The 12,593-nt window shown below is 44.2% G+C and carries 14 protein-coding genes; 12 read left to right on the top strand and 2 right to left on the bottom strand.

The features are described from left to right. Positions 1 to 53 precede the first annotated feature (53 nt). Positions 54 to 707, top strand: coding sequence for a HEAT repeat domain-containing protein (locus I2H74_RS23800; RefSeq protein ID WP_195576728.1), 654 nt, complete (start codon positions 54 to 56; stop codon positions 705 to 707). Positions 708 to 803: 96 nt separating this feature from the next. On the opposite strand, the gene I2H74_RS23805 is transcribed toward I2H74_RS23800, so the two are convergent. Beyond that, positions 804 to 1,346, bottom strand: a complete 543-nt coding sequence (locus tag I2H74_RS23805) for a DUF4303 domain-containing protein (RefSeq protein WP_195576729.1) — start codon at positions 1,344 to 1,346, stop codon at positions 804 to 806. Between the two features lie 237 nt (positions 1,347 to 1,583). Between I2H74_RS23805 and I2H74_RS23810 the strand changes: the two genes are divergently transcribed. The 5 genes from I2H74_RS23810 to I2H74_RS23830 all read left to right on the top strand — a co-directional run bounded on the left by I2H74_RS23810 (position 1,584) and on the right by I2H74_RS23830 (position 7,665). After that, positions 1,584 to 2,951, top strand: a complete 1,368-nt coding sequence (locus tag I2H74_RS23810; RefSeq protein WP_195576730.1) for an SMI1/KNR4 family protein — start codon at positions 1,584 to 1,586, stop codon at positions 2,949 to 2,951. A gap of 228 nt (positions 2,952 to 3,179) precedes the next feature. Beyond that, the gene (locus tag I2H74_RS23815; protein WP_195576731.1) at positions 3,180 to 5,531 is read left to right on the top strand and encodes a M13-type metalloendopeptidase; all 2,352 of its coding nucleotides are present in this window, start codon (positions 3,180 to 3,182) and stop codon (positions 5,529 to 5,531) included. A 215-nt stretch (positions 5,532 to 5,746) separates the two neighbouring features. After that, entirely contained in the window at positions 5,747 to 6,172 is a 426-nt protein-coding gene (locus tag I2H74_RS23820; protein WP_195576732.1) for a DUF2500 domain-containing protein, read from the top strand. 264 nt (positions 6,173 to 6,436) lie between these two features. Next, the gene (locus I2H74_RS23825) at positions 6,437 to 6,919 is read left to right on the top strand and encodes a hypothetical protein (RefSeq protein WP_195576733.1); all 483 of its coding nucleotides are present in this window, start codon (positions 6,437 to 6,439) and stop codon (positions 6,917 to 6,919) included. 281 nt (positions 6,920 to 7,200) lie between these two features. After that, complete coding sequence (locus I2H74_RS23830) at positions 7,201 to 7,665, top strand: hypothetical protein (RefSeq protein WP_195576734.1); 465 nt, start codon at positions 7,201 to 7,203, stop codon at positions 7,663 to 7,665. A gap of 137 nt (positions 7,666 to 7,802) precedes the next feature. Here I2H74_RS23830 and I2H74_RS23835 read toward each other — a convergent pair whose 3' ends face one another. Beyond that, the gene (locus I2H74_RS23835) at positions 7,803 to 8,594 is read right to left on the bottom strand and encodes an alpha/beta fold hydrolase (RefSeq protein ID WP_195576735.1); all 792 of its coding nucleotides are present in this window, start codon (positions 8,592 to 8,594) and stop codon (positions 7,803 to 7,805) included. Between the two features lie 115 nt (positions 8,595 to 8,709). Between I2H74_RS23835 and I2H74_RS23840 the strand changes: the two genes are divergently transcribed. From I2H74_RS23840 to I2H74_RS23865, 6 genes are all read left to right on the top strand, one after another. Next, on the top strand, positions 8,710 to 9,507 hold the full coding sequence (locus I2H74_RS23840) for a DUF817 domain-containing protein (protein ID WP_195576736.1): 798 nt from the start codon (positions 8,710 to 8,712) through the stop codon (positions 9,505 to 9,507). Between the two features lie 252 nt (positions 9,508 to 9,759). Next, on the top strand, positions 9,760 to 10,197 hold the full coding sequence (locus I2H74_RS23845) for an SRPBCC domain-containing protein (protein ID WP_195576738.1): 438 nt from the start codon (positions 9,760 to 9,762) through the stop codon (positions 10,195 to 10,197). A gap of 84 nt (positions 10,198 to 10,281) precedes the next feature. Continuing rightward, positions 10,282 to 10,575, top strand: a complete 294-nt coding sequence (locus I2H74_RS23850; RefSeq protein WP_195576740.1) for a DUF5316 family protein — start codon at positions 10,282 to 10,284, stop codon at positions 10,573 to 10,575. A 28-nt stretch (positions 10,576 to 10,603) separates the two neighbouring features. Beyond that, positions 10,604 to 11,164, top strand: a complete 561-nt coding sequence (locus tag I2H74_RS23855; RefSeq protein WP_195576742.1) for an HAD-IIIA family hydrolase — start codon at positions 10,604 to 10,606, stop codon at positions 11,162 to 11,164. Positions 11,165 to 11,279: 115 nt separating this feature from the next. Next, positions 11,280 to 11,669: a DivIVA domain-containing protein gene (locus tag I2H74_RS23860; protein ID WP_195576744.1), complete on the top strand. Its 390-nt coding sequence runs from the start codon at positions 11,280 to 11,282 to the stop codon at positions 11,667 to 11,669. 188 nt (positions 11,670 to 11,857) lie between these two features. Next, complete coding sequence (locus tag I2H74_RS23865; protein WP_195576746.1) at positions 11,858 to 12,565, top strand: MBL fold metallo-hydrolase; 708 nt, start codon at positions 11,858 to 11,860, stop codon at positions 12,563 to 12,565. Positions 12,566 to 12,593 lie beyond the last annotated feature (28 nt).

Below are 12,593 nucleotides of genomic sequence, written 5' to 3' on the forward strand. Positions count from 1 at the left end.
CGTAGTATGATTAAGGAGTAACGATCCATAGACAATTCCGGGGGGATATTAACATGGAAAAACGTTGTGAAGAGCTTCAATGGACAAAAGACAAGATGGAGCAAATTAAGGAGTTAAGCAGCAGCACAATTCGGTTGCTTCAGTCAGATGAAATCAACAACATGGAGGAATTGTTCCGCCAGATGTATCCGCAGCACTTGCCGATTTCATGGCTGTGGACCGATGATAACAGCAATTATGCAGGTGTATATATGGATGGACCGATGAAAGGGATGATCTGTTATTTGAATCATGAAGAGCCAGATTATTCTCCTGTGTTTCAAAGTATAGATCGCTTCCTTGCAGCTATCCTGCAAGCAGGACCTGACGCGTATATGGAAGAGCTACAGACGGACTACCCAGGGACACTTGCGGGTGAACTGGAATGGGGTGTCGTTCAGCAATTAACGGAAACTGTCGGGCAGTTAGATGACGAAGAAGCGCGGGTGCAGTACCTTTTTGCGTTGATGTCCCTAACACCTGCCAACAAGCTGGATACGCTTCTTCCCTATCTTGACGACGAGGATATGTATGTTCAGGAAAGAGTCTGCGATATTATCGGATATTACGGATATGTTCCGGCCAAGGATAAGCTGAAATGGATTGCAGAGCATGGAAGCCTTAACGGACGCTCGGCAGCAAAAAGAGCCTTGTCCCATCTAAGATAGGGCTAAGAGACGATGTAACAAGCTCGAATTGACTTTCAGTGTGGCACGTTCTTAAACCATATGATGTGGGATAATATCGCCTTCATATAGAATCTGCTACTTCTGCAGTTCCTGTTCATATTCTTTTAATATAGTATCTGTATTAAGGCGCTTCATCATATGAAGATAGTGGCATTTAACTCCAATACAATCTGCAGCCGTATAAAGAACAAGAATGTTTCGCTGAGCGACATTCAGGAAGAAGCGAGATTGTACCAAATCTTCTAATGCGGCCGTACAAGTATCGTATAAGGTACGCTTCCAATTATGCAGCTTTTCATTGGATTGATGTAATGCTTGTACTGTCGCCGCATAGGATCTGAGTTTGTTATAAATCGACTCGAACGCCTCGCATGCACCTGTTCCAACATACTTCCAATACGTCGGATCATACTTGAAATGCCAGAAATGGTCACCATGCAGCGCTAGGGCTTGATTTAAGTAGTGCATGGTATTCACTGAAGGAAATAGCTTCATTGTTCGCTGGTCATAGGATAGTGCGAAACTATTAATTCCTTCGTATTTGTGCTCCTCGACGATATCGACAAATGCGTATTTGCAGGCTTCCTTCAATTCCTGCTTCAGTATAGCAATCTCCATATGAGTGTAATTCTCCCTTATCGTGCAGCCATAACATATTATACGGGTCAGGTACATCTTCATTTATTCCAAATCTACCTTTAAAGTTCTTTTTAATATCATAGCAATTGTAATAATTGATGTATAACTTTGTTTGTTCCATTAGTATAATCTGGCTAAGGAACTTTGGAAGTGATAACCATCTAGGATAAGTTCTTATTCAGAGAGATAAGACTGACATATAAGAGGAGCAATCAAATGATAAGCACGTTCATCTTTTTACAGAAGTGGAAAGAGCGTATTCCAATAACCTGTTTTGCCAAAGGAGCTGACGAGGAAGAGTTTAAGCTGATTGAGAGATTGACGGGATACACAATGCCAGATCGCTTCAAGGAACTATATCGTTGTCATAATGGAGAGGATCACGATGACGAGCCCATGCTAATGCTAGGCTACACTTGGTTATCCCTTCAAGATATCGTAGTTGAGATCGAACGGCAGCTGGATCTAACGGCTGAATATGCATCTGATAAGATTTCATATGAAAAAGAAAAGATTCAGGAAGTTACATGGAACCGCGGCTGGATTCCATTTGCTGCTGATGGATCGGGGAATTATATCGCCATGGATCTTGCACCAGGTGGCCAAGGCGTGGTTGGACAGATCATAACTTGCGGCTGCGACATACATGAGATGCTCGTTTTAAGCTCATCGCTTGAGGATTTTTATTTGTATGTTTTGGATGCCTTTCATCAGGGCCGTGCAAGCTTTGATTTTAATAAAGGACATGTTGTATATCACGGAGGATCAATTATAGATCATGCAAAGGAACTCTTAAATTCAAACGTTCATTACTCCGATGATAGCTTTGAGTATTGGTGGAACAGCCTGGATGCAGCGTGGAAGCATGAGATAACAAGGCTCCTGACGGATATACCAACATCCTTTGTGCAGCTTGAAAAGGTACGGTTCTTCTTTGTATGCGACGAAAGCATTTCAGATCTATCACCTCTGATGAAGTTTACCAAGCTTCGCGAGCTCAGCTTGCTGAAGCAGCTGACCACGGATCTAACACCCCTGCTTGCATTGAAGGACCTTAAAAACTTAAGCATTGCCCAAATGTCAGTTAAGGATATCTCTCCATTAGCCGCGCTGCCAGACCTTCAAGAGCTCACACTGTACCAGACAAATGTTCATGATATTGCCGTGCTGCCTGCTTTTCCAAAGCTTAAGAAATTAGGGCTTGAAGAGCTGCGATTACATACACTTGAGCCGCTAACATTCTGCAACCAACTTAAGGAACTTTCCGTAACTCATCTTAAGGAAGAAGACTATGTGCATCTTGGTTCGCTTCGTAAACTCAAGAGCCTGGAAATTTACGGAGCCGTGCAGCATCTGTCCTTTCTTAAGTCCATGAAACAGTTGGAGAAGCTTCGTCTCGGGACAGTCTTGGATCAGCAGTACGAGGTACTCACCATGCTTCATCGACTAAAGCATATTACATGCACTTACGAAGTTTTTCATCGCACTCATGAATTGTTTGAGGACAAGAAGCATTACACAATCGTTGGGGAAGGAACAGAGGCAGATCACCAGGCTTATCATGACTATGTGCTGGGCAGATAACTGGATAGCAGCAGTATTGTTACGCGGTTTGCAATCATTTAACTGCGAAACGGAGGCATAGCATTAGAGTGGTAAAAAAGAATAGAAGATCGACCATAATTTGGTATAATAGTCATATGTAGTCGGACAGACCAGTCGTGCGCATTCTAATGCTTACTTAACGAAAAGGGAAGAGCTTCGAATAAGGAAAGCGTTGAATGATAAATATCCTACATAGGAGGCGTATGAATGAAGAGGTTTGCCCTTGTATTATCGTTACTTCTTATGCTGATGTCCATGCCACTTACCGTTATGGCAGAAGAAGCTGAGCTCGGCTTAACAAGGGGAGAGGTCGTCGATTACCTGCTGGATGCAGCAGATGACTACAACCCACGTCTTACAAAAGAGGATCTGATCCAAGGCTATGGCAATGGCAAGCTGCTGGAAGAGCATCGTGTATCAAGGCTTGAAGCGCTAATCATGATGAGTCGCGCATTCCCGGCTTTGTCATCACCTAAGGGGAATGATGTCCGTAAAGGAAATGTTGGTGCTGCATTCACGGATGTGCCGGCATGGGCGGACAAGGAAATCAAAAAGCTGACTGCTGCAGGGATTCTGCAGGGCTATCCGGATGGACGTCTTGGCAAATCAGACAAGATTACAAGAACGCAGCTGGAAGCCTTGGTGAAGCGCATCTATGCCCTTCAAGGAACGAATCCGAAGGATGACTTCTATGAGTTCGTGAATAAAGAGTGGCTAAATGCGTCCAAGATTGAGCCTGGTGAACTCTCAAACGGCGTGTTTGAAGAGCTGATGAAAGGCAATGAGCAGAAGATCAAATCCATTTTGGACGAGCTTCTAAAAAAACAGCATGCACAAGGAACGAATGAGCAGCAAATTACCGACTTTTATAACACAGCTTTAGATGTTAAACATCGCAATGAGCAGGGCATCTCTCCAATCAAGGGATATTTGGATGCCATTAATCAAGCTGCGACACTTGCGCAATTGTTTGAAGCGAATCTGAAGATCGACCAAGAAACAAACTTTGGTCCGCTTACCTCGTTTAGTGTCATGGCTGACGCGAAGAATAGTTCGGTTAACGCGCTGTACTTCTCAGGACTTATGACAGGATTGGATAAAAACAGTTATGTTTCAGAAGACGAGCGAAAGAAGACAGTTTACACGGATTATTTGACAAAACTGTTTGTGCTAGCAGGGGAAAAGGAAGCACAGTCGAAAGAGCAGGCTTTACTGGTGTACAACATGGAAAAGGACCTTGCTGCATCGTCACTTGATATTCAGGACAAAGGCAATGTAAATCATTACTACAATCCGTATACCATCGAGCAGTTTGCTGGTCTGTATCCGAACGTTGATATGAAGCGTTACATGAAAGAAGCGAAGGTAGATCAAGCTGACAAAGTGATCGTAATGGATGTAGGACTCGCAAAGAAGAGCGCATCGTACTATACCGAAGAACATGTAGATGCTTTGAAGGCATATATGAAGGCAATGCTGCTTATGAATGTTAGTGGCTTGCTCTCTGAGGACTTTGCTAAGGCTAACCGTGAGTTTTCCGCTCAGATGTATGGCATTGAAGGAGAGAAGTCTACAGAAGAAGTAGCATTGTCGTTAACGAAGTCTGCCTTGTCTGATTTATTGGGAGAGGCTTATGCCAACCAATATTTCTCTAAAGAAGCAAAGCAGGATGTCGAGAAGATGGTAAAGGAGTTCATCGCTGTCTATGAACAGCGTATTCAAGCGCTTGATTGGATGTCGGAAGCGACGAAGGAAAAGGCGATCAAGAAGCTTGAGAAGATGACGATCAAGATCGGTTACCCGGATCAATGGAATGATACGCTTAAGGATGTTAAGATTCTTACTCCGAAGCAGGGAGGATCATTGTTTGCCAATCATGTAGCGATTAACAATGCATACGTGGAGAAGCAAAAGGCTTCAATTGGAAAGCCAGTGGACAAATCGGAGTGGATGATGAGCGTATATGATGTAAATGCGTATTATAATCCGCTCAACAATGAGATTGTATTCCCAGCAGGAATTCTTCAAGCACCATTCTACGATTTGAAGGCAAAGAAGGAAACGAATCTTGGTGCGATTGGCATGGTGATTGCGCATGAGATTAGCCATGCATTCGATAACCTGGGCTCCGCCTATGACGAGAACGGGAACGCAAACAATTGGTGGACAGCTGAAGATTATAAGCAATTTGAAAAAAGACTGCAGGCTGTTATCCAATATTACGACGGTATTGAAGTCATTCCGGGCGTTTACAATCAAGGAAGATTAACGGTCAGTGAAAATGTGGCTGATTTGGGCGGCATGGCTGCCTCTTTGCAGGTGGCCTCTAAGCTTGCTTCGCCAGATTACAAAGCTTACTTTGAAGGCTATGCTACCATCTGGCGCTCGACGATGACCAAAGAGATCGTCGCCTATTTAACAACGGTTGATACTCATTCGGCAAATAAGGTGCGTGTGAACCGTACAATAGCAAACTTTAAGGAATTCTATGAGGCTTATAATGTTACCGAAACAGACGGCATGTATGTGGCACCAGAGAACCGTGTGAGCATCTGGTAGGTTTCTAATTTCGCAACGCTGCAGCAATCAAGAGTCCCTGAAGGGCTTCCATGACTTGTTGTCATGATGAAGCCTACAGGGGCTCTTATCAATGCCCATGGCAAGAGGATGCTAAATAACTAACATATATTGTGAAGTTTCTAGTTTTCAATATAGGTAATATATGGTATAAATAGAGAAGGATTATGCGAAAAAGCTGCATAAGGAGTGAAAGTATGACACCGTTTGGAGATTTCAGTCATGATTTCAGCTTCTTCCAGGAAATCCCTTCCGAGCTTAGCATCTTCTTCGGATTGATGATTTTGTTATTTATGATAATATCTGCTCTCAAATTATGGAGAGGAGGCGTAAAGGGTAGCAAATATGTTTCGCCTGATCAAGTCAAGGTTGGAACGGTCATCATGAAGCGCAAAGAAGTTTGGAATGGATTTGGAAGATCTAAGTATTCGTACTCGTTCTATATCACGTTTGAACTGGAGAATGGGCTTCGGCTTGAGCTGTCAGTCAAGGAACGTGATTACGGAATGATCCTGGAAGGGGACTATGGAGAACTGATCCATCAAGGCCCACAGCTAGTGGAGTTCAATCGAGAGAAAGTATTAAAGAATAATAGCAATACAGAACGTACGCGCTCTATGTAGGAATTCCTCCCTTCTCTCTTCACATCCTGCATTTCTTTCATTTGATGGGCCTCTACTCTCGCCACTTTATTTCCAATCAACATCACCATAATTCGAATAAACATCATGCGATTAAAAAAATGTGTGTTTATCATGCATTCATTATTCGATTCGGCACTTAATCGAATCGTTCTACGATCCTGCTTCTCTTCCCTGCAATGATCGGAGTATTCTGCTCATATCATAAGAATAAGGGAATGACTATGGGTGAGGAGGACTTCGTCCATGCAGGTTGCCGTTATTGAGAGAGCAGAGGTGCATATGCTTGCGAAAAAGGTTGCATGCAGCGGTGAAGCCGTCAGGCAGGGGTGGAAGGAACTGCTGCAGACGACCAAAGAACATACAACGATTCCGTTGCCATTAGTATACGGTTATGTGCTTGTGCCCGAGTGGCAATGGGAACTGGGGGTTCAGGATCTATGGGTTGGGATAAAGGCTTGGCCAGATCTTATCGCTCCACTCGGTACGGATCTTATTCATCTGCCGCGTCGCAGCTATGCCAGAATCCAGGTGCGTGGTGATCGTGACGCAATGGCTAAGGCGCATGAAGAGCTGACACGTTGGTTTCAGCACGACAATCATCTTCGAGATACCTCTTATTTATCCTTCCGTATTGAAGCGAATGCACTCCAGCCAGTGAATCCATTTGAGATCCCAGTTCATGTGATATCTTATTTTGATTATGACATCTACGTGCCCATCCGATAACAACATATAAATTGTGGAAGAGATACAGCATTTCAATCGAAATGTTGTCTTTTTTTTGAATAAGTAGTTACAAATTTGTGAAGTTCGGATATAATAATAGTAAATAAGTCGAAATTGTGACAAATGTATTTATAGCTTGACTTCATCATCACATACTCCAAATGCTATTCCAGCCAAGAACACTCCTTGCCTTATTTCTACATCCAAGATGTACATCCATAAATAAGATGATTGGATCCATGTATACATGTAAACGATTACACGGAAAGGGGCTTTTTTAAATGAAGGTTCATAATGGTTCATTTGAGGTTCGTAATCCTGTGACTCACATGCAGGTTGTAGGCGTAATCCTGCTTATGTTTGCAAGTGTATATAGCACGTTGGCGATTTTTCGCATGCATTACCCGATTCTTACGTTTATCCTAGTAGCCTGGCTGATCGGGTGTCTAGGGTATCTGGGCTACATCATGAAGATGATGAAGCAGAAATCGAAGCTGCTCGCCTTTGACGGGAATACCATTATTCTTCAAGGACAACGCCTCACGGCTCAGGACATCGAAAAGGTTACTATTATGGATGGTTACAAGCGAGCAGTAGGCTTGAAGCTTAAAGGCAAGCGGATGATTCCCGTTGGGATGAGCTTTAGCTTTGTGCAAGGTGAGCCTGAAGGGCTAAAAGCGCTTCAAGAATGGGCGCGGAACAATCAGATTCATATCGCGCCTGGCCATTTCTTTCGTTGGATCTAAACAAGCAAACCCGTAGACGCGCTTTGAGCGCATGTCTACGGGTTTTTTCGTGAAAAGCGGGTTGATCTAGATCCATATATGTGAGACAAGATCATAAAGGGATGAGAAGTATTATCCCGTTATGGAGACAAAAGAAATCATACATAGGGCTTAAGGTTCAGAACAAGTTGAGCCCATTCATGGATATAGTGATTCAATCGCAGATAAGCTTTGGTCGGAAGCTGATGTCTGACATCATCCAGAATAATCAGCGTGCTTTGGCGTAGACCTTCGTTTAGAATATGACGATAACGAGCAAAGTCGTGATCTTTTCCTCCGTAGAGGAGCAGAACAGGAGCTGTGATTTGAGCTAGCAGCGAAGTACAGTTATAATGTAAGCTGCTTTGATAGTATTGCCGGATGTTGCGGCGGTTGCCCTTCTTAGATCCCCGCAACAGATCAAGGAATGTCGAAGGGCGGTCCGAATTCCCAAGCGTTACGCTTAGCAGCAGGAGGGACTGGGCGAATTTCCACTTGGATAGGCTAATCGCGGTACGGATTCGGTTGCGAAGCAGTTGGTCGCTTGCCTCAGACATCGTGCTGATTAAGATGCCGCCGATACATCGATTCGGATATTGCAGCATTGTATTTAGAGCGATGGCTCCTCCAGTCGAATAACCAGCGATAAAGGCTTTCTTAATCTTTAAATGATCAAGCAGCGCGATAATATCAAGCGTTACCCGCTCATAAGTTACGGGTTCGGAGGAAGCCGGGCTTTGCCCGTGCCCGCGAATGTCAAATGTCACCACTTGATAATGACGGGAGAGCTGTTCTTGCTGGTAACGAAAGTTAGCTGAGGTTAACAGTGGCGGATGGATGAAGAGGATAGGGATTCCTGATCCGCGCTTCTCATAATATATAGAGTTCTGGTCAATGGAGACATATGGCATGTAACAACGCTTCCTTTTCATAGACAATGGTAGTTGGGATTAGTATGTGCATGATCATTCTGGGCATTCATGGATATTGAACATTAATGTTGCAAGTACAAAGGAGAGAACATCGATGCATGCCATTAAACAATTATGGCGATTTGGAATGGATCAGGCGCTAAGCTGTGTATTTCCGGTCATCATCTTTGCGACCTTAGCTTTTACGAAGCTGGTAGCCATTCCTGGAATACCGAGGTATGATTTAATCTTAATCATTTGCTTATTCACACAATTTATGATGGTGTGGTCAGGGCTGGAAACGAAGGATGAGCTGAAAGTTATCTGCGTATTCCATCTTATTGGACTTGTTCTTGAACTGTACAAGGTTCATATGGGATCTTGGTCGTACCCGGAGGAGGGGTGGAGCAAGATCGGCGGCGTCCCTTTATACAGCGGGTTCATGTATGCCAGTGTGGCAAGCTATATTTGCCAGGCTTGGCGCAGGTTTGATCTAGCTATCTATAATTGGCCCTATTCATTGTTCGCGTTCGGTTTATCAGTTTTGATCTATTTGAACTTTTTCACCCATCATTATATGGTGGACCTTCGCTGGGTGCTGACAGTGTTATTGTTTGTGGTGTTCTGGACAACGATCGTAAGCTACAAGGTAGGAGAACGCGTATACCGAATGCCGCTTATCTTGTCTTTTCTGTTGATTGGCTTTTTTATTTGGGTGGCTGAAAATATATCCACGTTCTTAGGGGCGTGGACGTATCCGAATCAGGAGCATAAATGGGAGCTGGTCCATCTAAGCAAGATCAGCTCTTGGTTCCTGCTGGTTGTGATTAGCGTCATTATCGTTGCACAGCTTAAGGAAGTAAAGCGAACAAGGTTGCCTAAAGCTTCAGATCAAACGATTTCGAAATCATAGCATAGTGATCTAACCAAGGTTTTTCGTTGAAAAGAAGCGAAAGGCCTTGGTTATTTTTTTATCAGAAATATGCACTCGAGCTTGAGGCGATTGGACTAGGTTGTGATCGAGATCGTTTATAAAGAAAAGGAAAATAATGCAGAAGCAGCGAATAAGATAACCATAATATGAGGAAGATTGCCCTCGAGGTGCATAGCACAGTATGTCGTGTCTTTAACGTATATCCATGGGAGATGAATGGAGGAGCTACATATGGCGAATTCGGAGGATCACTCTATTAGGCCAGTAGGGTTAACCCAATCCGTAGGCTATCAGATCGGTGTTCGCAGAACACTTCGATGCAGCAAGGAGGCCGCTTGGACATACCTTACCTCGATGAACGGGCTTGCGTCGTGGCTTGCATGCCCGAATGGACTTGTATTGGAACAAGGAGCGATATTCGGCCAAGAAGATGCGATATATGGCGAAGTTCGAGTCGTTAGGGTGCAGGAGCAGATCCGAATGACCTGGTATAGGCCTGGCTGGTCGCGAGCTTCTACGCTTCAAATTCGCTTAATCGGGGTGAGGCCATCTGCAACGACGGTAAGCATCCATCAAGAGCATCTAGATGATGGGGATATTCGTCAGGCGATGAAGGTGAAGTGGGAGCAGGCATTGGCAGACATGTCTGAGCATATCGCCCGGGGGTAGGGGATTTGAAGAAACCAGACTTACCGTCTCCGCGTAAATACTACTAAGTAAAAAAAGTGGAATAAAAGAAGCGGAGGTGGAACGATGAAGCACAGCTTAATATCTCTTGGAATCGGTATTCTTTCCACCGTGATATCTGCGGGTATAGCTTATCTAATCGGTGGCGACATATTGGTGAAAACCGTAGAAAGCGTGATCAGCATGATCCTTTTTGGAGCGGCGATTATTTTATCTGGTATTCTGCAAACAGGGCCGCGCGCATCATCAACCTTCTATATGGAGGATGCTCCGACAAGAGCGAAAAGAAATAAATCGATGTCCATTTTCGTTATGATGGGCATTCCGCATTTGTTGTTAACGTTTTTATTGTACGCCTAATTAATGGATACCTTGGAGGAGGCTCGCCATGGCTCGTGATAAAGCTGTTTTTATTGACCGCGATGGAACGATTGGCGGAGATGGGCATTTCATTCATCCTGATGTGTTCACCTGCTACGATGGGGCTCTTGCTTCCATCCAGAGGTTGAAGGATGCGGGCTATTATGTATTCGCTCTGACCAATCAGCACCGCATCTCGAAGGGTCAAGCTACCATGGAGGAATTTGAAAGACAGTTTGCGACCTTTGGCTTTGATCAAGCTTATATCTGCCCTCATGGCATGTCAGAGCCATGCGAATGCAGAAAACCGAACCCTGGCATGCTGCTTAAGGCTGTTGAAGAGCATCAATTGGATTTGTCGGCATGCTTCGTTATTGGTGATGTAGGAGATACGGATATGTTGGCGGCGCATAGAGCCGGCATGCGCAAGATTTTGGTTCTGACGGGGTGGGGGAAGAACTCTTTCACTCAATATCGAGATCAATGGTTCGAGACGGAGCCCGATTATGTAGCTGAGGACATTAATGAAGCTGTCGGATGGCTCTTGAGCCAATCTTCATCTGTCCATATTGAGGGACAAAAGGTATAGTGCCTGAGACAGTCGATAAATACATTCGGTTTATGGTATGATAAGCATGTATGTTGTATTATTCATGTTGGAGCATCGATAGGATGATCCAATAGGGAGGGAGAATTTTACCAACATGAGCAAGGGAAACGGAATGGACCATCTATCTCATCTGGGGGTAGACTTAACAGCACAAGAAATTCATGATCAGGAGTTCAATATACGCCTGCGCGGTTATGACACCGATGAGGTTAACGAATATTTGGACCGTATCATTCGTGACTATGATATCTTCTATACGATTATTCAAGATCAAGAAAGACAGATCAAGGAATTGAAAGCTAGATTGGATTCACGAGTGACGCCGCCAGTGGCACCGCCTCAGCCAAGCATACCTACGCCGCCTCCGGTTCAACAGGTTCAGCCAACTGCAGGTCGTACGCTCTCAGCGTTAGAGCTTGAAGATATTATGTATCGATTACGCGAGTTGGAAAAGCAAGTGTTTGGAAGTCCACGAGGATTATAATTGTACAGCAACTACATAGTTAGAGAGAAAAAGCTTCAGCTAAGGCTGAGGCTTTTTTGCATTTATTGCTGCAAAAACACATTTTTAAATGTATGGACCAACATGAAAAAATTCGGTATTTCAAAAACTAATGACATTAGTTAAAATATAAACTAACGACATTAGTTTATAGGAGTGGAATAAAAAACATGAATAAAACAACGATTCAAACCGTGACGCAACTTGCGTTTATGCCGCGAGTATTTCCTGTGAATTGCTACCTTGTAGAAGAGGATCAAGAGCTTACGTTAATCGATGCTGCGATGCCTTTCAGTGCGAAGGGAATTGTGGAAGCAGCGAAATCCTTGCACAAGCCGATTACACGCATTGTACTTACACATGCCCATTCCGATCATGTAGGAGCCATAGATACCTTGAAGGAAATGCTGCCAGAAGCGGTTGTATACATTTCTGAGCGCGATTCCAGATTGCTTAAGATGGATCGGTCATTGGATGCTCATGAAGAGCAGCTTCCGATCAAGGGGGGATTGAATCCCATTAAGACAGTTCCCGATGTTCTTCTTCACGACGGGGATCAAATAGGTTCGCTTCTTGCTGTGTCCACACCAGGACACACACCGGGGTCCTTCTCTTATTACGATACTAGAACTGGTGCACTCCTTGCTGGCGATGCATTTCAAGTGCGTGGCGGAGTAGCGGTAACCGGTCATTTTCGTCCGTTGTTTCCGTTCCCAGCTATGGCAACCTGGAGCAAGCAGCAGTCGCTTCAGAGTGCAGAGAAGCTGCTTGAATTAAAGCCGACATTATTGGGTGTTGGTCATGGACGTCTGATCGAGAAGCCAGAACAAGTCATGCAGCGGGCGATAAATGCCGCAGCACGGGCTATAATGAAATAAGCATCTTCAACGCAAGTGATGGGAGGAA

The sequence above is a fragment of the Paenibacillus sp. 1001270B_150601_E10 genome, assembly GCF_015558675.1.
Lineage (GTDB): Bacteria > Bacillota > Bacilli > Paenibacillales > Paenibacillaceae > Paenibacillus_B.

Excerpts from the sequence above, each read along its gene's own strand:
- I2H74_RS23845 (WP_195576738.1), top strand. The coding sequence starts at position 9,760 with ATGGCGAATTCGGAGGATCACTCTATTAGGCCAGTAGGGTTAACCCAA.
- I2H74_RS23840 (WP_195576736.1), top strand. The coding sequence starts at position 8,710 with ATGCATGCCATTAAACAATTATGGCGATTTGGAATGGATCAGGCGCTA.
- I2H74_RS23815 (WP_195576731.1), top strand. The coding sequence starts at position 3,180 with ATGAAGAGGTTTGCCCTTGTATTATCGTTACTTCTTATGCTGATGTCC.
- I2H74_RS23805 (WP_195576729.1), bottom strand. The coding sequence starts at position 1,346 with ATGGAGATTGCTATACTGAAGCAGGAATTGAAGGAAGCCTGCAAATAC.
- I2H74_RS23830 (WP_195576734.1), top strand. The coding sequence starts at position 7,201 with ATGAAGGTTCATAATGGTTCATTTGAGGTTCGTAATCCTGTGACTCAC.
- I2H74_RS23865 (WP_195576746.1), top strand. The coding sequence starts at position 11,858 with ATGAATAAAACAACGATTCAAACCGTGACGCAACTTGCGTTTATGCCG.
- I2H74_RS23855 (WP_195576742.1), top strand. The coding sequence starts at position 10,604 with ATGGCTCGTGATAAAGCTGTTTTTATTGACCGCGATGGAACGATTGGC.
- I2H74_RS23825 (WP_195576733.1), top strand. The coding sequence starts at position 6,437 with ATGCAGGTTGCCGTTATTGAGAGAGCAGAGGTGCATATGCTTGCGAAA.
- I2H74_RS23800 (WP_195576728.1), top strand. The coding sequence starts at position 54 with ATGGAAAAACGTTGTGAAGAGCTTCAATGGACAAAAGACAAGATGGAG.
- I2H74_RS23850 (WP_195576740.1), top strand. The coding sequence starts at position 10,282 with ATGAAGCACAGCTTAATATCTCTTGGAATCGGTATTCTTTCCACCGTG.
- I2H74_RS23835 (WP_195576735.1), bottom strand. The coding sequence starts at position 8,594 with ATGCCATATGTCTCCATTGACCAGAACTCTATATATTATGAGAAGCGC.
- I2H74_RS23860 (WP_195576744.1), top strand. The coding sequence starts at position 11,280 with ATGAGCAAGGGAAACGGAATGGACCATCTATCTCATCTGGGGGTAGAC.
- I2H74_RS23820 (WP_195576732.1), top strand. The coding sequence starts at position 5,747 with ATGACACCGTTTGGAGATTTCAGTCATGATTTCAGCTTCTTCCAGGAA.
- I2H74_RS23810 (WP_195576730.1), top strand. The coding sequence starts at position 1,584 with ATGATAAGCACGTTCATCTTTTTACAGAAGTGGAAAGAGCGTATTCCA.